Annotated in this window: 19 protein-coding genes and 1 pseudogene; 10 read left to right on the forward strand and 10 right to left on the reverse strand. The window is 66.7% G+C overall.

Annotation, left to right across the window (positions count from 1 at the left end):
* Positions 1-95: 95 nt before the first annotated feature.
* Entirely contained in the window at positions 96-923 is an 828-nt protein-coding gene (locus M1M07_RS24740; protein WP_248675872.1) for a serine hydrolase domain-containing protein, read from the reverse strand.
* A gap of 35 nt (positions 924-958) precedes the next feature.
* Positions 959-2,086 carry an NDMA-dependent alcohol dehydrogenase gene (locus tag M1M07_RS24745; protein WP_248675873.1) on the reverse strand — a complete coding sequence of 376 codons (1,128 nt, stop codon included), beginning with the start codon at positions 2,084-2,086 and terminating at the stop codon, positions 959-961.
* A gap of 184 nt (positions 2,087-2,270) precedes the next feature.
* Between M1M07_RS24745 and M1M07_RS24750 the strand changes: the two genes are divergently transcribed.
* The 3 genes from M1M07_RS24750 to M1M07_RS24760 all read left to right on the forward strand — a co-directional run bounded on the left by M1M07_RS24750 (position 2,271) and on the right by M1M07_RS24760 (position 5,748).
* Positions 2,271-3,941: an MBL fold metallo-hydrolase gene (locus M1M07_RS24750; protein ID WP_248675874.1), complete on the forward strand. Its 1,671-nt coding sequence runs from the start codon at positions 2,271-2,273 to the stop codon at positions 3,939-3,941.
* A gap of 204 nt (positions 3,942-4,145) precedes the next feature.
* Complete coding sequence (locus M1M07_RS24755; RefSeq protein ID WP_197257832.1) at positions 4,146-4,565, forward strand: Zn-ribbon domain-containing OB-fold protein; 420 nt, start codon at positions 4,146-4,148, stop codon at positions 4,563-4,565.
* A 34-nt stretch (positions 4,566-4,599) separates the two neighbouring features.
* Positions 4,600-5,748: a thiolase family protein gene (locus M1M07_RS24760; protein WP_197257834.1), complete on the forward strand. Its 1,149-nt coding sequence runs from the start codon at positions 4,600-4,602 to the stop codon at positions 5,746-5,748.
* A gap of 78 nt (positions 5,749-5,826) precedes the next feature.
* Here the strand turns inward: M1M07_RS24760 and M1M07_RS24765 are convergent, their stop codons facing one another.
* Both M1M07_RS24765 and M1M07_RS24770 read right to left on the reverse strand, forming a co-directional pair.
* Positions 5,827-6,789: an endonuclease/exonuclease/phosphatase family protein gene (locus M1M07_RS24765; protein ID WP_248675875.1), complete on the reverse strand. Its 963-nt coding sequence runs from the start codon at positions 6,787-6,789 to the stop codon at positions 5,827-5,829.
* Between the two features lie 54 nt (positions 6,790-6,843).
* The gene (locus tag M1M07_RS24770) at positions 6,844-7,296 is read right to left on the reverse strand and encodes a helix-turn-helix domain-containing protein (protein WP_248675876.1); all 453 of its coding nucleotides are present in this window, start codon (positions 7,294-7,296) and stop codon (positions 6,844-6,846) included.
* Between the two features lie 101 nt (positions 7,297-7,397).
* Here M1M07_RS24770 and M1M07_RS24775 point away from each other — a divergent pair, with 101 nt between their 5' ends.
* Complete coding sequence (locus M1M07_RS24775; RefSeq protein ID WP_248675877.1) at positions 7,398-8,468, forward strand: pirin family protein; 1,071 nt, start codon at positions 7,398-7,400, stop codon at positions 8,466-8,468.
* Here the strand turns inward: M1M07_RS24775 and M1M07_RS24780 are convergent.
* Complete coding sequence (locus M1M07_RS24780) at positions 8,450-8,788, reverse strand: hypothetical protein (RefSeq protein ID WP_197257836.1); 339 nt, start codon at positions 8,786-8,788, stop codon at positions 8,450-8,452. The two genes, M1M07_RS24775 and M1M07_RS24780, sit on opposite strands and share 19 nt — an antisense overlap.
* A gap of 363 nt (positions 8,789-9,151) precedes the next feature.
* Positions 9,152-9,670 (reverse strand): hypothetical protein, encoded by a 519-nt coding sequence (locus M1M07_RS24785; RefSeq protein ID WP_248675882.1) that lies wholly within the window; start codon positions 9,668-9,670, stop codon positions 9,152-9,154.
* Positions 9,671-9,873: 203 nt separating this feature from the next.
* Between M1M07_RS24785 and M1M07_RS24790 the strand changes: the two genes are divergently transcribed.
* The 4 genes and pseudogenes from M1M07_RS24790 (at position 9,874) to M1M07_RS24800 (ending at position 12,731) form a co-directional block, all read left to right on the forward strand.
* Positions 9,874-11,082, forward strand: coding sequence for an oxygenase MpaB family protein (locus tag M1M07_RS24790; RefSeq protein WP_248675878.1), 1,209 nt, complete (start codon positions 9,874-9,876; stop codon positions 11,080-11,082).
* 216 nt (positions 11,083-11,298) lie between these two features.
* Entirely contained in the window at positions 11,299-11,811 is a 513-nt protein-coding gene (locus tag M1M07_RS33105) for a DUF6745 domain-containing protein (protein ID WP_308200844.1), read from the forward strand.
* Positions 11,812-11,869: 58 nt separating this feature from the next.
* A pseudogene (locus tag M1M07_RS33110) lies at positions 11,870-12,259 on the forward strand (DUF6745 domain-containing protein); the annotation flags it as partial.
* A gap of 19 nt (positions 12,260-12,278) precedes the next feature.
* Positions 12,279-12,731, forward strand: coding sequence for a hypothetical protein (locus M1M07_RS24800; RefSeq protein ID WP_197257838.1), 453 nt, complete (start codon positions 12,279-12,281; stop codon positions 12,729-12,731).
* A gap of 29 nt (positions 12,732-12,760) precedes the next feature.
* Here the strand turns inward: M1M07_RS24800 and M1M07_RS24805 are convergent, their stop codons facing one another.
* Together M1M07_RS24805 and M1M07_RS24810 are read right to left on the reverse strand one after the other, a co-directional pair.
* Positions 12,761-13,933 (reverse strand): GDSL-type esterase/lipase family protein, encoded by a 1,173-nt coding sequence (locus M1M07_RS24805; RefSeq protein ID WP_197257840.1) that lies wholly within the window; start codon positions 13,931-13,933, stop codon positions 12,761-12,763.
* Between the two features lie 51 nt (positions 13,934-13,984).
* Positions 13,985-14,602, reverse strand: coding sequence for a TetR/AcrR family transcriptional regulator (locus M1M07_RS24810; protein ID WP_197257862.1), 618 nt, complete (start codon positions 14,600-14,602; stop codon positions 13,985-13,987).
* Between the two features lie 158 nt (positions 14,603-14,760).
* Between M1M07_RS24810 and M1M07_RS24815 the strand changes: the two genes are divergently transcribed.
* The gene (locus tag M1M07_RS24815; RefSeq protein WP_197257842.1) at positions 14,761-15,741 is read left to right on the forward strand and encodes a Rieske 2Fe-2S domain-containing protein; all 981 of its coding nucleotides are present in this window, start codon (positions 14,761-14,763) and stop codon (positions 15,739-15,741) included.
* A 65-nt stretch (positions 15,742-15,806) separates the two neighbouring features.
* A complete protein-coding gene (locus M1M07_RS24820) occupies positions 15,807-16,892 on the forward strand; it encodes a dihydrodipicolinate reductase (RefSeq protein ID WP_248675879.1) in 1,086 nt (361 codons plus the stop codon).
* A gap of 13 nt (positions 16,893-16,905) precedes the next feature.
* On the opposite strand, the gene M1M07_RS24825 is transcribed toward M1M07_RS24820, so the two are convergent.
* Positions 16,906-18,414 (reverse strand): HNH endonuclease signature motif containing protein, encoded by a 1,509-nt coding sequence (locus M1M07_RS24825; RefSeq protein ID WP_248675880.1) that lies wholly within the window; start codon positions 18,412-18,414, stop codon positions 16,906-16,908.
* Positions 18,415-18,446: 32 nt separating this feature from the next.
* Positions 18,447-18,998 (reverse strand): dihydrofolate reductase family protein, encoded by a 552-nt coding sequence (locus M1M07_RS24830; RefSeq protein WP_248675881.1) that lies wholly within the window; start codon positions 18,996-18,998, stop codon positions 18,447-18,449.
* Between the last annotated feature and the right edge of the window lie 132 nt (positions 18,999-19,130).

Below are 19,130 nucleotides of genomic sequence, written 5' to 3' on the forward strand. Positions count from 1 at the left end.
CGTGTTCGACGAGAACGTCTTCCCCAACGCCCGTCGTCCACGGCGGTCGCACCCGGCGACACTCGAAACAGTTTGCCCCTGTGACCGGTGTTTCGCTAGCGAACCGGAGAGGTTTCTGTGATCTCACCCAAAACAGCGTCGGAAAACGCGGGCCACAGGGGTTTCGCCCAGTCTCCGAAGGCGCGGTTCGTCAGTACGACGGACGCGATGCCCGGTTCGGGATCGACCCAGAGGAACGTGCCGGACTGCCCGAAATGTCCGAAAGTGCGAGGCGAGTTGGCCGATCCGGTCCAATGCGGGCTCTTGTGCCCCCTGATCTCGAATCCGAGGCCCCAATCGTTGGGCTTGTGCATGCCGTAACCGGGCACGAGACCGTCGAGCCCGGGGAATTGGACGGAGGTCGCGGCCGCGAACGTCTCCTCCGAGATCAGTGTGGGGGCGAGCAGTTCGGCGGCGAACAGGGACAGGTCGGCGACCGACGAGTGACCGCCGTGCCCCGCGGGCCCGGGCAGCGTGGATTCGCGCATGCCCAGCGGTTCGAACACGGCCTCGGTCAGGTAGTCCGGAAACGCGATTCCGGTCTCGTCGGCGATCAGATCGGCGAGCACCTCGAATCCGGCGCTCGAGTAGATGCGCTTGCGGCCGGGTTCGGCCTGGACCTTCTGCTCCCCGAATGCGAGACCGGAGGCGTGGGCCAGCAGATGACGGACCGTGGATCCGGGAGGGCCCGCCGGCTGGTCGAGTTCGATCGCCCCTTCCTCGACGGCGACGAGCACCGCGTACGCAACGAGCGGCTTGGTGACCGACGCCAGCGGATACACCTCGGCGGTCTCACCGACGGTGCCGACCACGCCGCCGCGGGTCAGAACTGCGGCGGCGGCGTGGTCGACCGGCCATTGGGAAACGAGCTCCAGAGTGCGCACCGGTCCAGACTAGAAGACCGGCGCGAGTCCGGTTGTCACCAGTCTGCTTCGGTGTAGCGGATGACGCCGCGGATGTTCTTTCCGTCGAGCATGTCCTGGTAGCCCTCGTTGATCTGCTCGAGGCTGTAGGTGCGGGTGACCATGTCCGCGAGGTTGAGCTGCCCGGACTTGTAGAGATCCAGCAGGTTCGGGATGTCGACGCGAACGTTGCAGCCGCCGAAGATGTTGCCCTTCAGTTCCTTCTGCAGCATGGCGAACAGGTAGGAGTTCAGCTTGACGTCCATGTCGGACATGTAGCCCATCGCGGTGATGACGCACCGACCACCCTTGGCCGTGATGGTCAGCGCGGGGTCGACGATCTCGCCCGTCATCTCGCCGACGGTGATGATCGTCTTCTGGCACATCCTGCCCCAGGTGATCTCCATGATCGGGACGATGGCCTCTTCGACCGAGGCGTAGGCGTGCGTGGCACCGAACTTCAGGGCCTGCTCCCGCTTCCAGGGCACCGGATCGATGGCGAAGACGTGGCGGGCACCCGACGCGACCGCACCCTGCAGCGCGCTCATGCCGACACCACCGACGCCGATGATCGCGATCGAGTCGCCGGCCTTGACGTCGGCGATGTGAGTGGCCGATCCCCATCCGGTGGGCACGCCGCAGCCGACCAGCGCGGCCAGCTCGAACGGGACATCCTTGTCGATCTTGACGACCTGGGTCTGGTTGACCGTCATGTACGGCGAGAACGTACCGAGCAGGCACATGGGGATGACGTTCTCCCCGCGAGCCTGGACGCGGTAGGTGCCGTCCGAGATGGCCTGGCCGCTGAGCAGGCCGGCGCCGAGGTCACACAGGTTGGAATGCCCGGTGACACACGACGGGCACCGCCCACACGAGGGGATGAACGAGAGCACGACGTGGTCGCCGACCTCGAGCCCGACGACGCCCTCACCCACCTTGGTGATGACGCCGGAACCCTCGTGTCCGCCCATCGCCGGGTAGCTGGGCATCGGCGTGGCGCCGGTGACGATGTGATGGTCGGAGTGGCACAGTCCGGCCGCTTCCATGCGGATCTGCACTTCGCCCGCAACGGGATCGCCGAGCTCGATCTCCTCGACCGACCACGGCTCGTTGATCCCCCAGAGCAGCGCACCCTTGGTCTTCATCTGACATCACCCTCCATCACATTCGAACTTCCGCACGTGACGATAACCACATTCGGCTGGAATTGGAACAGGTTCTCACTGAACGGTCGCGAGGTGTCGAAGGCCATCACCACCGGGTCGAGTCGCATCGGATAGCGTGGATCCACTCGCGATGCCTCGCGCAGCCCAGGCGGTGGAGGAACCCGTGACAGAATTTCCGGAGATCACCTTCCACGGTGCCGCCCGGACCGTGACCGGTTCGTGCATGGAAGTCACCTTCGACAGCCGACGGATCCTCGTCGACTGCGGTCTGTTCCAGGGCTCCCGGAGCCTCGAGAGACTCAACCTCGCGGAGTTCCCGTTCGATCCGGATTCGGTCGACGCCGTCATCCTCACGCACGCCCACATCGACCACTGCGGGCTCCTACCGAAACTGGTGGCCAAAGGTTTCGCAGGCCCGATCCATTGCACGGCCGCAACCGCCGACCTGCTCGAGTTCATGCTCGCCGACGCCGGCCGCATCCAGGAATTCGAGGCCGAACGCCGGAACCGGCGACGAGACCGCGCCGGCCACAAGCCGTTCGCACCGATATACACCGAGGCCGACGCGCTCGAAGCCTGGCGCCACACCCGGCCGGTGCCGCTCGACCAGTGGTTCGAACCGGTTCCCGGATTCCGCGCCCGCCTGTGGAACGCAGGCCACATCCTGGGTTCGGCGTCCGTCGAGCTCGAGGTGGGCGGTGTGCGGATGCTCTTCTCGGGGGATCTCGGGCCCGAACACAAAGCGTTCCAGGCCGATCCGGAGGGGCCGTCACATCTGGACTACGTGGTGTGCGAGTCGACGTACGGAGGTCGGACACGACCGCGGTGCACCATCGCGGAACGCCGGGCGGTACTCGAGGACGAGATCAATCGTGCCCTCGGCCGCGGTGGCAATCTGGTGATTCCCTCGTTCGCTCTCGAACGGACCCAGGAACTGCTCCTCGACATCGCCCACCTCGTCGACGAGAACCGCATCGCCCAGGTACCGGTGTTCGTCGATTCACCGCTGGCGATTCGTGCCACCGACGTCTTCGCCCGGTACGCCGGGGAACTCGAGGATCTCGACGGCCGAAACATCTTCCGCCACCCCGCTTTCGAGTACACGCAGGATGCCGAGGAGTCGATGCGCATCGACACCTTCTCGAGTGCGATCATCATCGCCGCGTCCGGCATGTGCGAGGCGGGACGGATCCGCCACCATCTCCGCAACAACCTCTGTCGCCACGACTCGACGGTGCTGTTCGTCGGCTACCAGGCGCAGGGCTCGCTCGGCCGCATCATCCTGGACGGCGCCGAGCGCGTGCGCATCTCCGGGTCCGACGTCGACGTGCGGGCACAGATCCGGCGTATCGACACCTACTCCGCGCACGCCGACCACGACGAGTTGATCGAGTGGCTGCGTGACCGCACACCCGTCTCCGGAGCGGTGTTCCTCGACCACGGCGAACCCGATGGGCTCGCAGCTCTCGCCGGCGCCGCACAGGAACTCGATCCGACACTCACCGTGGTCGCCCCGGACCTCGGAGCGCGGTACCGCCTGCACGCCGGCGGACCGGCCGAACCGCTCGGCACCGCCGAGCCGCGCGCGGACATGACCGGCCGGGACTGGCAGAACGAATACGCCGCCTTCGCCGTGGATCTGCGCGAGAAGTTGTTGCGGATCGAGGACCGTCGCGCGAGGGAACAAGCGATCGCCGACATGAACGCCGTGCTCGAGAGCTACTACACCTCCGGAGCGCGGCCGAAGCGCGTGGCCGAGTCGCGACTCCGTGACGATCAGCCGCGACACAAGCGGCGCAAGCGGGCCCCGCGGCGGCGCCGCATGCGCTACTGATTCCTCGAGTCTCCTCCTCGAGTCCCGCGACCGACCGGCCGCCATCCCCGGCCGTCATCCCCGGCCGACGACTCCTCCGACTGGCGCGACCGTGTGAATACAGCGCTCTCGTTGTAGAGAACGTCATTTCCGTCTAACGTGAGCAGCATGCCGGAATACGACGACAAGCGGTCGCGACGGCACCGGACAACGGAGGACGTGCTCATGACAACGAAGGCGCTCGCGCCCGACGTTTCGACCTGGCCTGCGGAGGATCCGCAGCTCATCGGCAGCCGTTGCGACGACTGCTCCGCGACGACGTGGCCGCGGCAGCCGCGTTGCCCGCGCTGCAGCGGCGCGAACATCTCGGATCTGCTGCTCCCCCGGCGCGGCACGCTGGTGGCCTGGACGACGCAGGGATTCGTCCCGAAGCAGCCCTACGCGGGCAACGAAACCGCGGCCACCTTCAAGCCGTTCGTCTTCGGACTGATCCAGCTCGGCGATGTCGTGCGCGTCGAGGCGCGAGTGACCGAGACCGACCCGGCCAAGCTGCAGCCCGGCATGGAGCTCGAGCTCACGTTCGTTCCGTTCTACACCGACGAGGACGGAACCGAGATCGTCACGTGGGCGTTCGCGCCGATCTGATCCGTACACACCTGATCGAGGAGTCCCTGAAACTATGAACGACGTTGCCATCATCGGTGTGGGCCTTCACCCGTTCGGCAGATTCGGCACCAAGTCGGCCATCGAGATGGCGGCCGACGCAATCCAACTCGCACTCGAGGATTCGGGTGTCGCGTGGAAGGACATCCAGTTCGGCATCGGCGGCAGCTACGAGGTCGACAACACCGACTCGGTGACGCGGCTGGTGGGCCTGACCGGCATCCCCTTCACCAACGTGTTCAACGCCTGCGCCACGTCGGCCAGCGCGATCGAGCAGACCGCCGACGGTATCCGCTCCGGCAAGTACGACATCGGCATCGCCGTCGGCACCGACAAGCATCCGCGCGGCGCGTTCACCGCCGATCCCGCGATGCTCGGCCTGCCCGCCTGGTATGCCGAGAACGGCCAGTTCGTCACCACCAAGTTCTTCGGCATGAAGGCCAACCGGTACTGCATCGACCACAACATCTCGCACGAGACGCTGGCCCGGGTCGCGGCGAAGAACTACCGCAACGGTGGCCTCAATCCGAAGGCCTTCCGCCGCACCGAGTTCAGCCTCGAGGAGATTCTCGAGTCGCCGATGCTGAACTACCCGCTGACCGCCAAGATGTTCTGCGCTCCCGACGAGGGTGCAGCTGCGGTCATCATGTGCCGCGGCGACCTGGTCTCGAAGTACACCTCGAACAAGCCGGTGTTCCTGCGCTCCACCGCCATTCGCACCCGCACGTACGGTGCCTACGAAGTGCACGCGACCTGGGCCGCTCTCGAGGAGGACGTCTCCCCGACCGTGTACGCGGCGAAGGCTGCGTACGAGGCCGCCGGCATCGGCCCCGAGGACGTCGACGTCGCGCAGCTCCAGGACACCGATGCCGGCGCCGAGGTCATCCACATGGCCGAGACGGGGCTGTGCGCGGACGGTGACCAGGAGAAGCTGCTCGCCGAGGGTGCCACCGAGATCGGCGGGTCGATGCCCGTGAACACCGACGGAGGTCTCATCGCCAACGGCGAACCGATCGGTGCGTCCGGTATCCGCCAGGTCCACGAGCTCGTGCTGCAGTTGCGAGGACAGGCCGGCGACCGTCAGGTGCCGAACAACCCGCGGGTCGGCCTCGCGCAGGTCTACGGCGCGCCGGGAACGGCGGCGGCGTCGATCCTGTCCCTCTGAGCCACACGCCGGCCACGGTTCCCGGGTTCCCGTCTCGTTCGAGATGGAGAACCCGGGGCCTGGGCGGCGTCGCCTGTTCTACGGCCGGTCGGCATCCAGAACGATCCGGGCTACTACCGCACGGTGGTCCGCACCCGGAATGTCCACGGCCGTCACCTCTGTCGCCCGTCCCCCCGCGACGAGAATGTGGTCGATGCCGACCACGGGTGGGAGCCGCTTGTCGGTCGGGTAGGTGACCAGATTCCCGGCACCCACCTGTTCGCCGGCATCACCGAAACGTCCGGACAGCAGCGCGCGGAACTGCGCATGGTCGGAGGTGGCGTTGAAGTCGGCGCCCACGATCGCCGGCAGCGTCCCGGGGGTTCGCTCGAGAATGTCCTTCAGCCGGGACAGTTCGTCGGCCCACACGCGGGTACCGAAGACCGGCGGCACGGGATGGAAGGCGTACACCGCGACCGGTCCGACACCGGGAACTTCGGCGGTCGCCGAGAGCTGGCTCATCACGAACCCGTCGTATTCGACGGTGCCGGACAGCGGGTAGGCACTCCAGATCCCGGTTCCGTTCGCACCGACGGCGGGCGAGACGTACCGGTGCGGCAGCAGCTCGTCGAGACCTTCCCGGCTCAACGCGTCGACGGCCTCCGGCGACAACTCGTCGACCGTGAGGATCCCGACGTTCCGCTCGCGGACCTCACCCACCACGGCGCCAGCGTCGGCTCCCCCGAAGAGAATGTTCGTCTGCATCACCTGCACGTCGACGCCGTCGACCGCGGCCGCGCTCCCGACGTGCAGTGGCGCCTGGGTCACGACCGCACCGGCCACCACGAGCCCCGCGACCGCCCCGCCGATCCGGCGCCGGAGTGCCACGAAGGCGACCGCCCCGACGACCGCGCCGGCCATCAGGTACCGCGCCCCCGATGCGGCGAGCACGAGCACACGCGCCGACGACGGACTGAGATGCAGGGCCACCCCGATCGCTCCGATCGCCGTCGCGATCCACGCGAGAACCCCGATCGCCGGCCGCACCCACTTCGTCGTCACGCCGACCAGACAACCACGGCGGCACGATCACGGCGACGTGAGACCAGGCGACACTCAGGACTTTGCGCGCGCCGCCGCGACCCGCGGCGCGAGCCGCATGATGTCGACGACGAAGGTGCTCACCGAGTCGCTCACCTCCCGCCCCAGCGGAGTGAGCTCGTACTCCACGTGGGACGGGATGGTGCTCAGCACCCGCCGTTCCGTCAGCCCGTCGCGTACGAAGTCCCGCAGCGTGCCCGACAACCGGCGATCGCTGATTCCGCGGACGGCACGTTTGATCTCGCTGTATCGGCACGGTCCGCTGCGCAATGCGGTCAGGACCAGGATCGACCACGCTCCCCCGATGGTGTCCAGCGCCGACCGAACCGACGACTCGCCGCACAGCACGTCGTCGACGGTCAGGCTGCGGGCCCCACCCGGACGACTCGCGACGGCCGCTGCCGCCGCTGCGGCGACGGCAGCGTATTCGGCGTCCGATCGCGGGACCTTGCCGCTCGTTGTGGCCACGACTCCACTATAACCGCAGTACAATCCACTTTCGGAATGAAAGTACCTTCGGTTCGGTTGTAGTGGGCACAAGCTCGGCACCACATGGACGGAGTGTTCTCATGACCACGCAGCGCTCTCACGGCTCCCACACCGGCAGCGTCTTCCGCCTCGGCCGCCCCTGGCAGGCGCTCGATCCCTTCCTGTTCGCGATGCACCACGTCGACCGCTACCCTGCCGGAACCGCGAACCTCGGCCCGGCGTCGGTGGACGGCCACGATCTCGGCAGCGACTTCGACAACCCAGCGGGTTGGAGCATGTATCACGGACGGACGGTGCCCGGTTTTCCCGCGCATCCGCACCGTGGCTTCGAGACGATCACCATCGTCGAACGCGGCTACGTCGACCACGCCGACTCGACCGGCGCGACCGCGCGCTACGGGCAGGGTGACGTGCAGTGGCTGACCGCGGGCACCGGCGTCTCGCATTCGGAGATGTTCCCGTTGCTCGAACAGAACGCCGACAATCCGTTCGAACTGTTCCAGATCTGGCTGAATCTGCCCGCCACCGGCAAGGCCGCGTCACCCGAGTTCACGATGCAGTGGAACGAGGACATCCCCGTCGTGGCGGTCCGCGGCCCGGACGGCGGCACGGCCACGATCAAGGTGATCGCGGGACGCTACGGCGATGCCGAACCCGTTGCCCCGCCGGTCAATTCGTGGGCATCGGATCCGCGGTCGGACATCGCGGTGTGGCTGATCGACCTGGAACCGCACGCGCGGGTGGAACTTCCGGCGCCCGCGACCGCCGACACCCGCCGGGTGCTCTACGTCTACGGCGACGCCTCACGTGCGGTCGTCGAAGGCTTCGACGTGACCGCGGGTGACGGCTTCGCCCAGTCCGCCCTCCGGGCGACCGTGGTGGAGACCGGCGACGAACCCGCGAAGATCCTCCTGCTGCAGGGGGTTCCGATCGGCGAACCCGTCGCCCAGCACGGTCCGTTCGTGATGAACACGACCGCCGAACTCCAGCAGGCGTACGACGACTATCGCCGCACCGAGTTCGGTGGATGGCCGTGGGATCGCGTGGACGTCGTACACGATCGCGAAACCGGGCGGTTCGCACGGCATTCCGACGGCACGGTGAACACCCCTGCCGGCAACCCGCCGAGCCGTCATCCGAACTGCTCGTAGCAACTCATGTACACACCGTTCGGGTCGTAGTAGACCCGTCCCCCGCAGGAGAATCCGTAGTCGTTGTATGCGAGCGCTTCGGGCGCGTTCGAGAACTTGGTCTGATCGGCAAGAGAGTCACATGATCTCATCGCGCCCGTGTAGCAATTCTGCGCGAGAGACTGCCACTCGGCGTTGCCGCCGGTCGGTGGCAGAGTCGGTGTGGGAATCGCCTGCGCGACGGTGGCTCCGAGGAGGCCGAAAGCGCCGAAGGCGGCGCATGCGACCACAGCAATTCGCATCGAAAGGCGAGCTGTCGGGGTGGGGACGATTGGGGACATGGCCGAGTGCTCCCTCGAGGAGTCACGGAATGCACCGTCGTCGGTCGAAAGTCACGCGAATGCTGCTGGGACACGGCCGCGATCGACCGCCGGAACCGGACTGCCCCCTGCTGCGCAGTTCAACCGACGTAGACGTGTATTCCGGAAAAATGGCCACCGATCCGGGGCATCGAGATCGGCACGCTGGTGTGAACGGATGCGCGACACCCGAATACGAATTCCGTTCACACCAGTTGATGTATTACCCATTACACCCAGCGGCGGCAAGGACAATCTTAGGACGGCCGAAATGCGCATCACAAGATGTTGCAGGGCAGATGCAGGAAGTCGTTCACCGAGTCGCAGGCCTTACGGGAGCGTCGATCAGGAGCCCGGGCAGTGGACGGTGTAGTCCCAGGCGGTATCGGCGGGACCGGTTACACGCACCACCACCGACGTCGCAGCGCCGGCGGGGATAGTGACGAGCACGGAGCCGGTCCCCTCGTTGAGGTTGTCGCCGATGAAGCCGGTGCTGTGGACCCGTGCACCCTCGTAGAACACCTCGATCAGGTCCGGGATGTTCAAGGTCTCGTGCTCGAGAACGAATGCGGTCGGACCGGTTCGGCCGATCTGGTGGATCGTCTCGGTGACTCCCGCACCGCCCGACCGGGTCGACTCGTTGCACTGCTGCGTCTGCGGCACGATGCCACCCCCACCCGGGCTACTGCCCAGGATGCTGCTGCCGAAGTCGATGACACTGCTGCCGAAGTTCACGACACTGCTGCCGAAGTCGATGATGCCGTCGCCGAGCTCGCTGCTGCCGGCGCTTCCCGTGAGCGGCGCCGCGGACGCGACCGCCGGTCCCGCGACGACCACGGCAACCGCAGTTCCGGCAACAGCAATCACGCTGCGCGCCCTGAAGTTCGGTCGGATCGATTTCCCTGACACGTGGCCTCCGTACATTCGCAGGTGAGATTTCGGCCCGATGTTTCCAGCGTCGCCACACGCTGCATATCGCCCGTTCGACGGACACCCCACAGTCGAGGACCGCATCTTCTGGATCGATCAGTATTGACAATGGGAGTTGTCAGTCGGAAGGTGGTGTCGTGACGATCCCGGCATACGCACCGACCCGCTACATGCGCGACCGTGAGCGCACCGCGCGCGTCACCGCGCCCCTGCGCCCGTTCGCGTGGCCGAATCCCGATGCCGACCCCGAGGAGGCCGACCGACTCCGACGGGCACTGCTCGAGCGGGACGAACCGAGCGCGGCACTGGTCCGCGCGATGCGGGAGGACCGCACCGTCACGATGGCCCAGTTCCGGCAGGCGCTCCACCACGGCATCGACTCCGTGCCCGACGCCCCGCAGCCCCTGCGCGACTACTTCGCACTCCTCGAGGACACACCGGGCTGGGTCGACCGCGACAAGATCGCCCTCGGCGCCCGGATCCTGCGCCGTGTCGGCACCGACGCCGCAGACGTCCTCGCCTACGGTTCCCTGCTGGGCGGGTACAACAATTCCGGACCGCTGCCGATCCTCACCGGCTCGGGCAAGCTCACCGGCGACCGGACCCTGCGGCGCATCGCCGAGACCGGTGCGTGGTGGTACGGCTGCACCGAGGAGGGCGGGCTCGAGCGCTTCGGCGACGGGTTCATCCTGTCCGTCCACGTCCGGCTCATGCACGCCTTCGTGAACTACCACCACGAACACGAAACGGATTGGGACACGGCCGAACGCGGTCTCCCCATCAATCAGTTCGACCAGGCCGGCACCCTGGGCCTGTTCTCCATCACGTTCCTGCTCCACACGCGCGTACTCGGTGTGCGCTACACCCGCCGGGAGGCCGAGGCCGTCCTGCACCTGTGGTGTTACGTCGGCTGGCTGATGGGTGTCGACGAGCACTGGCTGCAGTTCGACCTGCGCAAGGGACTGCGGATGATGTATCACATCGGCTCGGCGTCACCGGCCGCGGACGAGCACAGCCTCCTGCTCGCGAAGTCGCTGGTCGATCTGCCTCTCACCTCCAGCGAAAGCGGGTTCGGCCCGCTGCGCCGACGCTACGAGTACGAGCGCGGGCTCTCCCTCGCGACCACCCTGCTCGGTCCCGCCGCGGTCCGGGCGCTGAATGTTCCGGTGCGTCCGCCGTGGTACCCGGCTGCCCGAATCGCGGTGAATGTGGCCAAGCACCAGGTGATCGGTCGCGTACCGGCCGGGAAGCGCTGGTTGCAGCGCCTGGGCGAGCGTCGACTCGCCGAGAATCGGCAGCGGATCCTCGGCGGCGAGATCACCACCGTCGCGCCGATCCCCGCATGATTCTTGCGCCACCGGTGATTTCGTGCCATCCTCGACAACCATGACAACAGGAAAGGCGGCCTCCGCCCCCATCGCATGATCGCCGCCGTCCGAGAACTGCGCGATCAGTGGCTCGCGCACGGACTGAGCACTCGACCCGCCGATCGTTCTGTCGCGGAAAACGCAGTTGCGGAACTCTATCGGCGTTCCGGTTTCGATCCACCCGAATTCGTGTGGGTGCCGTCACCCGCAGCTGCATCGACATTCATTGCGCATCAATCGATCCCGGGACCGTTCTCGGCGCTCGACGACACCCATCCGTCCGTGCGGATCGCGTCGCTGTTGTCGGCCACGCGCAGTCGGATGGACGAGCGGATCCGGCGGCGCTATCCGTCGTCGCGGTTCGGGACGTCTCCGAATCCGGAGCAGCTCATCCGGAGGATGGTCTGGAACTCGTTGCGTACCACCCTTTTCGACGCGGTGGCCCCCGCGATCCGGCGAACACTTCCCCGACCTGTCGGCACCGTGAGCTGGTACGGGCAGCAGGAAGCGCACCGGGTCGGATACTACGACACGATCCGGCGATGCGGTCTCGTCGGTTTCGGAGCACTCGACAGAGAGCTTCTCGACGCACAGGCCGCACTGGTCGGCGCCACCGGATGGTGGTGGGCGTTCGAGCGGGTGTGCGTGATGGCCGAACGCCCCCGCGAACTGCACACCGAGCCGTCACTCGGGCGGCGCCGAGGGTGAACGACGCCTCCACCACCCGAACCGGGCAGCACTCGAATATCCCGATGGAACACGGTCTTTCGTCCATCACGGCACCATCGTCCCGGACTGGGTGGTGCTCGATCCGACCGCCGAGCGCATCGGACGCGAACGCAACGTCGAGATCCGGCGGTGCGCGATCGAGCGCATCGGGTGGGACACCTACATCGAGAAGGCAGCGCTCACCCTCGTCGACCGCACCGAGGATCCCGGTAATCCCGGCTGCCTGCTCGAGTTGTACGACAGTCCCGGCGGCTGGGGCTCGCCGGGGCGGATCCTGCTCGCCGTCAACGGATCTCTCGAACGCGACGGCACCCGTCGACGCTACGGACTGCCCGTCCCCGCGTGGGCTCCGTCCGCCCTCGACGCCGCCGGATGGACCTACGGCATCAGCGGCTCCGACTATTCCCGGCTCGTGCGCCGGACCTGAACTCCCCGAGGTGATTCCCATGAATGCTCTTCGAACCCTGTCCGACATCACCACCTGGAGCGGCATCGACGTGTTCGACCACCTCGATCGCGAGGTGTCCGTGCCGGTCGTCGACGGACCGCAGGCCCAGGGCGATCTCATCGTCGTCCCGCACACGATGCTCGCCGGCGTGGTGACACGCCATCCGTGGACCCGTACCGTTCCGGTTCCCGCGTCCGGGATCGAGTTGCTGCGCAGCGCCGCCGGGGGCAATCCGCATTCGCTTGTCGCCGACGAGGACGCGTGCACGTGGACCGCGCCGGTTACCGATCCGCGGGGTCTCGCGCTCGGGATCGTCGAGGTGACCGGTGTCGCCTACCTCGTCCACCCCGAGCACGGCGCCACGGGCATCGCACCGGGCCGCTACGTCATCGGCCGGCAACGTGAGCGCGGTACCGGCCTCTACGGTGCGGCGCGGCTCGTCGCGGACTGACGCGGTCAACGCAACCCGGAGAAGCCCCGTTACGCGAATACCCCGCCGCCCGCGAAGGCACGCTCGGCGAACCGTTCCGCGATGAGCCGGTGCGTTTCGGCGTCGGGGTGCAGCCGATCCGGCAGCGGCAGCACCGCATGATCGGCTTCCCCGTAGAGATCGGTCCCGTCCAGGTAGTAGAGGTTCGGGTCGTCCTCTGCACGCTGCGCGACGATGCGCGCCAGATCCTCGCGGATCGTCGTGAGCGTCAGCTTCCCGGCTGCACGCTCGGCCGGATCCCCTGTCGCGACGAACGCGAGCGTCCCGGCGGCGAGGGCCGCGGTGTCGAATGCTCCGGGCCCGGGAGTGTCCTCGTGGATCGGGCAGTGGATCGGCGAGACGACGAGCAGCGGTGCGGTCGGGTGCCCGTCCCGGATGGTGTCGAGGAAGCCGTGCACGGCCGGGCCGAACGCGCGGCGTCGCATCACGTCGGAGTTGACGACGTTGATGCCGATCTTGACGCTGATCAGGTCCGCCGGGGTATCACGCATCGTGCGCGCGGTGAACGGGTCGAGCAGGGCGCTGCCGGCGAGCCCGACGTTGATCAGCTCCACTCCCCCGCGCGCAGCGGCGAGGGCAGGCCAGATTCCGGAGGGAGTAGCGGCGTTGGACCCGTGGCTGATCGAGCTGCCGTGATGCAGCCACACCGGGCGACCCGCGTCCTCCACCGGCTCGACGGGTGCGTCGGTGCGCAGCGCGACCAGCTCGGTGGTTTCGTTGTGCGGCAACCAGATCTCGACCGTCTTCGGCGCGGCAGGCAGGTCGGCGAAACGCACGGTACCGACGTTCCCCGGGCGGTGTTCGACGCTGCCGGTCGCCAGATCGAGGACGATGACGTTTCCGCCTTCCGCACCGGCCTGTCCGGCGAGTCGTCCGTCGACGATCAGGTCGTAGACGCCGGTCGGACGTGGCGGCGCTCCGATGTACGTCCGCCTTGTGGGAAGTGTGTCCAGCTCGACGACGGTCGCGCGGGTACGGAAGACCAGCCGCACACCGGACGGCTGGGATTCGGCCATGAGCAGCTGCGGGTCGTCGCACTGACGGCGGGCCCAGGCGGGCAGCCGATGTGGGAGGAGGCCGTGTTCGGTGCGCTCGAGTTCGGCGGCCCCGCGAACGATGTTCTGCGTGATCTCGGTCGCGGTCAGGTCGGTCGAGCGAGTCATGTATTCACCTCGGGATGGAAGGTCGGATGTCGTGGGTTGCGGTGGGTCACGTCACGCCTGGAGATACGCGACTATCCCGCCGATCAGCCCGGCAAGGGCATCGTCGAGATTCCCGTAGGTACCCAAGGTCCGCTCCGAGGTGATTCCGCGCATCGCTGCCGGAATGAGCGCCGCCACCTGCCTCAGCTTGACGGGATCGAGGCCGAGGTCGGCGAAGGATCGCTCGACAGCCTTGTCCCAGTTGGGTTTCCATGAAGCCAGTTCCGCTGCGGTACGCGGGTAGTCCCGCTCGAGTTCCGCATGGTCACGCGGTAGCGCAGCACGGAGAGTTTCGATCGCCAGTGATTCCGGCGTACGCAAGCCCACCGCCATGGCCTCGATCAGAGCGGTCACCCGTTCGTGCAGCGTGCCGTACGGCTTGATTCCCGCCGGCAGATCGCCGCGCTTATCGGCGGTGTAGCGGAGAACGGCGGCCCACAAGCCGTCGATATCCCCGAATTGATACTTCACCACACCCCAGGTCGCGCCGATGTCCCGGGCGATCCGGTTGCCGGACACGGCCGCGGGATCGCCTGTGGCCAAGGAAGCGATGGCTGCCTTGATCATGCTGTCCCGCGTCTCTATGCCGCGCTTGTTCGCACGTCGCCCGCTCACCGCCGCCTCCACCACGAACGGCGAGTCTACAGCGCTGACCAGCGGGACCACTTTCACAGAACCCTCTTGCATATTTTCGAAGACGGTTCTACGATCGCTCACGTCTCGTGGCAGAGATCACAGCTCTTCCGATGTCCCGTCCACCGTTTCGTTTCGAGTGCTGGAGGACCGAGTTGGCGAAGCCACCCTTGTGTATGGAGCCGACAGGCTGGTTCCAAGTGGCCTGGAGCGCCGAGATCGGAACCGGCGCCGTTCACAGGATGAAGTACTTCGGCCGCGACATGGTGGCGTGGCGATCGGCTTCCGGGCATATCGCGGTCTTCGACGCCTACTGCGAGCATCTCGGCGCCCACCTCGGCTACGGAGGCCACGTCGAGGGCGAGAATCTCGTGTGCCCGTTCCACGGGTGGGAATGGGACCGGGCGGGCCGCAACGTCTGCATTCCCTACGAAAACCGCCCGAACAAAGGTCGCCGGATCCGCAGCTATCCCGTCGTCGAGCGGAACGAAGCAGTATGGATCTGGTACGACACCGAAGGGCGCGAGCCCTACTTCGAGGTCCCGGACATGTTCGAGGCGTTCGGGGACGGCAGGACCGCCGCCGACTACTACCCACCGGTGCCCGCGGCGACGTTGTACCGACAAGGGCTGGAACTACATCCGCAGTACACCCTGGAGAACGGGGTCGATTTCGCCCATTTCAAGTTCGTCCACAAGACACCCTTCGTCCCCGAATTCACCCGCCACGACTTCTCCGGACCCGTCTCCTACGTCGACTTCACCGTCTCGTTCGACGAGAACGTGGCCGAGGGCCAGATCGCCAGCGGGGTGGAATCGATCAATGCCGGCTTGGGCTGCTCGATCACCAAGAGTTGGGGAATGATCGACAACCGCACGATGCCCGCGGTCACACCCGTCGACGAATCCACCTCCGACGTCCGCTTCACGGTGTGGATCGGACGCAAACCCGGCGACGATGGCCCGGAGATGACCCGGTACGGAAAGACGATGGCGGACTTCGTCATCGGGCAGTTCGAAGCCGACATCCACATCTGGGCGCATCAGCGCTATTCCGATCCTCCCGCGTTGACCCGTAAGGAATTCGACGGCTTCCGGGCCCTGCGCGAATGGGCGGCGCAGTTCTACCCGGCCTGAATTCCCGGCCTGAATTCCCGGCCGACGGAAAGGCTTCACCCACCCGACAGAAAGGTCCACGAGAAATGAGCACCTCCGACAAGGTCCGGGTGTTCCAGGTTGCGACCGGCAACCTCGGCACGGAGATGATCGGCCGGATCCGCAACCATCCCGACCTCGAACTCGTCGGGCTGCACTGCTACACCCCCGACAAGCTCGGCCGGGACGCCGGCGAGATCGCGGGTATCGGTCCCATCGGCGTGACGGCCACCGGATCGGTCGAGGAGATCCTCGCCGCCGAACCCGACGTCCTCACATTCCACGGGGTGTTCCCCGACGAAGATCTCTACGAGAGGGTTCTCGAGGCCGGCATCGATGTGGTGACGACGGCGGACTGGATCACCGGCTACCACCGCAACAAGAACCATCCGCATCCCTCGGGCCGGAAGGTCAGCGAGGTCATCCAGGCAGCGTGCGAACGCGGCAACTCCACCTTCTACGGCACGGGAATGAATCCGGGACTGTGCCAGATCCTCGGAATCGTCAACTCCGCCGATGTCTCCGAGATCGAGAACGTCACCGTTACCGAATCGGTCGACGTCTCGTGCCACCATTCCGTCGATACGTGGAAGGCCGTCGGATACGGGCGTCCGATCGACGACCCCACCATCCCGGACTCGCTCTACAAGTACACCGCCGTGTTCGCCGACTCGGTCTACCTGATGGCCGACGCCTTCGACCTCGAACTCGACGAGGTGACCTTCGGCTACGAACTCGGAGCGTGCACGAAGGACGTCGACCTCGGCTGGTACTTCTTGCCGGAAGGTTCCCTCGGCGCGAGCTACATCAAATACCAGGGGCTGGTCGACGGTGTGCCGCGGGTGGAAACCCACCTCGAATGGCAGATGACTCCGCACACCGATCCCGCGTGGAAGATCCAGGGCTGCTACATCACCCAGATCACCGGGGATCCGAACATCTACAACAAGCACATGATCTTCCCCCGCAAGGGTTTCGACCTGTCCGATCCGGCGAACTTCGCGTCCATCGGCATGACCGTCACCGGACTACCGGTGTTGAACTCGATCAAGTCCGTGGTCGCCGCACCTCCCGGCATCATTACGAGTGCGGACCTGCCGCTGCGCGGATTCGCAGGGCGCTTCAAGAAATAGAACCGCAACGGCACTACGGCGCGTCGCCGTTCGCGTCCCCGGAGGGTTCCCGCATCCACCGCCTGCGATGCTCGCGCAGCTCGGTTTCGCGGCGGGCGCGGTAGTGCGCCAACGCCGCCGACAGCAGATCACCGAGGTGATGCCGGTGATTGACCCGAGGTCTCTGCTCGGGGTCGATGTGCGGTGGCGGGATCCACTCCGTGCGACCCGGATACTCCGAACCTGCCGACGCAACGCGCGTTTCCCAACCACCGTGCCCGTCGTGCACCAACGCATGACACGCATCGCACGCCAGATCCTCGTTGGTGATGTCGGTGAGCCCGCCGTCCTTCCACTCTCTGATGTGATGCACCGCCGTGAGTGTCGCCGGAGCATCGCAGCCCGGCCGGGTGCAACCGCCCGACGCGGCGATCAACGCCAGCCGCTGATCGACCGACGCCAAGCGCTTGGCGCGGCCGAGATGCAGCGGCCGGCCATGATGATCGAAGACCGCCAGCACCGGATGGGCGTTCTCGGCCATGCGCAGCGCGTCCCGGATCGGCACCAGCCCACCGGACGCGGTGGTCACGATGCCGGTCGCTTCCTCGAGTTGCGTGACGGTCATGGTCAGGATCGCGGTCACCGGAAGTCCCCGATGGCTGCCGAGCACACCCGACGACAGCAGTTGCCGCAGGGCGACTTTCAACGCGTCGTGGTTGCGCTGCACCGCGGTGCGGGTGTCGCGGGCCGCGGCCTTCGCCAGCGCATCGCGGTCGAGGGTCTCGGATTCGACATCACCGGAGGGCGATTCGGGATCGTCCGGATTGTTCATGCCCGGCCGGGCGAGTTTCGCCAGCACCGGTTCGAGCAGCGCCCGGGTCTCGGGATCGATCAGCCCCGAGATCGGCGTCATGAGATCCGTTCCCTGCTTGCCGATCCGCAGACCACGCCGCCGCTTGCGTTCCTTCTCGTCGGGCACGTCCCCGTCCGGATTCAGATACGCGAGCAGATGCGCCCCGATCTTGGCGACTTCTTCGGGGGTGACCGAACGCGCGGCATCCGCCAGGATCTGCTCGGCAACGGTGATCTCGTCGAACCCGACCGTGCGCGGCACCTTCCGCATGGTCTTCGCGACGGCCGCGACATGGTCGGGTCCGATCGCACCGTCCCGCACCGCCGCCGCGGTGGCGGGCAGGTCCGGCTCGAGGCCGCCGCCGTCGACGGCGTGCCACACCCCCACCTTCCTCGCACCCTTGACGCGGCGCGCTGCGTCGGCGCCGGAGACCCGCAGCGTGCCGACCAGGAAGTCGTTGATCGAGCGGCACCCGAGGTCTTCCGGGACCCGCCGTTCGACGGCCTCGACGATCGCCCGGTGCCCGACGGCAGTGGCCTTGCGCAGGACGGTTTCGAAGCGCTGGAAGAACTCGACCAGGTCGTCGTTCGACAGGCCGGTCAGATCGTCTTCGAGCAGGCCGTCGACAGCGGTGTCGAGGGCAGCAAGCCGCGCCCCGACCTCGTCCCCTCGTACCCCCATCGAAAGCATGTTCGAACTATATCGAGGGGGTCCGACAAGTTTCAGTCTGCGACGTAGCGCAGCATCACCACGGTCGCGAAATGCCTCGTCTCTGCTAGCCGGAGCTGGATGCGCTTGTCCAGCGGCGGGAAGAGCGGTGTGCCACCGCCGAGCACCACGGGCGAGACGAACAGCTGGTACTCGTCGATGAGCCCGTGCGGGATCAGCGAGGCCGCGAGGTTCGCCCCACCGACCTCCATGACACCGTCACCTTCGGATTTGAGCCTGCGGACCTCCTCGACCGCGTTCTCACCGACCAGAGTGCTGTTCCAATGAACCTCGGTGAGCGTCCGGGAGAAGACGACCTTGCGCTTTTCCGTCCAGAGTCCGGCGAACTCACGCTCGATGGGCGACGCATCCTCAGGGATGTGGGGCCAGTACTCGGCCATCAACTCGTACATTCGGCGGCCGTGCAGCGAGATCTCTAGCTCGCGGAACCTGTCGTTGTGGAACTGGTGCAGCTCCTCGTCCGGGTCCGTCCAGTCGATGTTGCCGTCGCGGTCGTTGACGTAGCCGTCCAGGGAGACGCCGTAGGGATAGATCAGCTTTCTCATGATCGGGTAGACCTCCTGGGCGCCCGAGACTCATCGAGGCGTGCCGCCTGCTCATCAGGATGCCGTTTCTACCGCCGAGTCGTGGAGGTTTCCGTGATGCACGATCGCGACCTGCATCGATGGGTGGGGCGG

This window comes from Rhodococcus sp. HM1 (assembly GCF_023218075.1).
In the GTDB taxonomy this organism is placed as follows: domain Bacteria; phylum Actinomycetota; class Actinomycetes; order Mycobacteriales; family Mycobacteriaceae; genus Rhodococcus.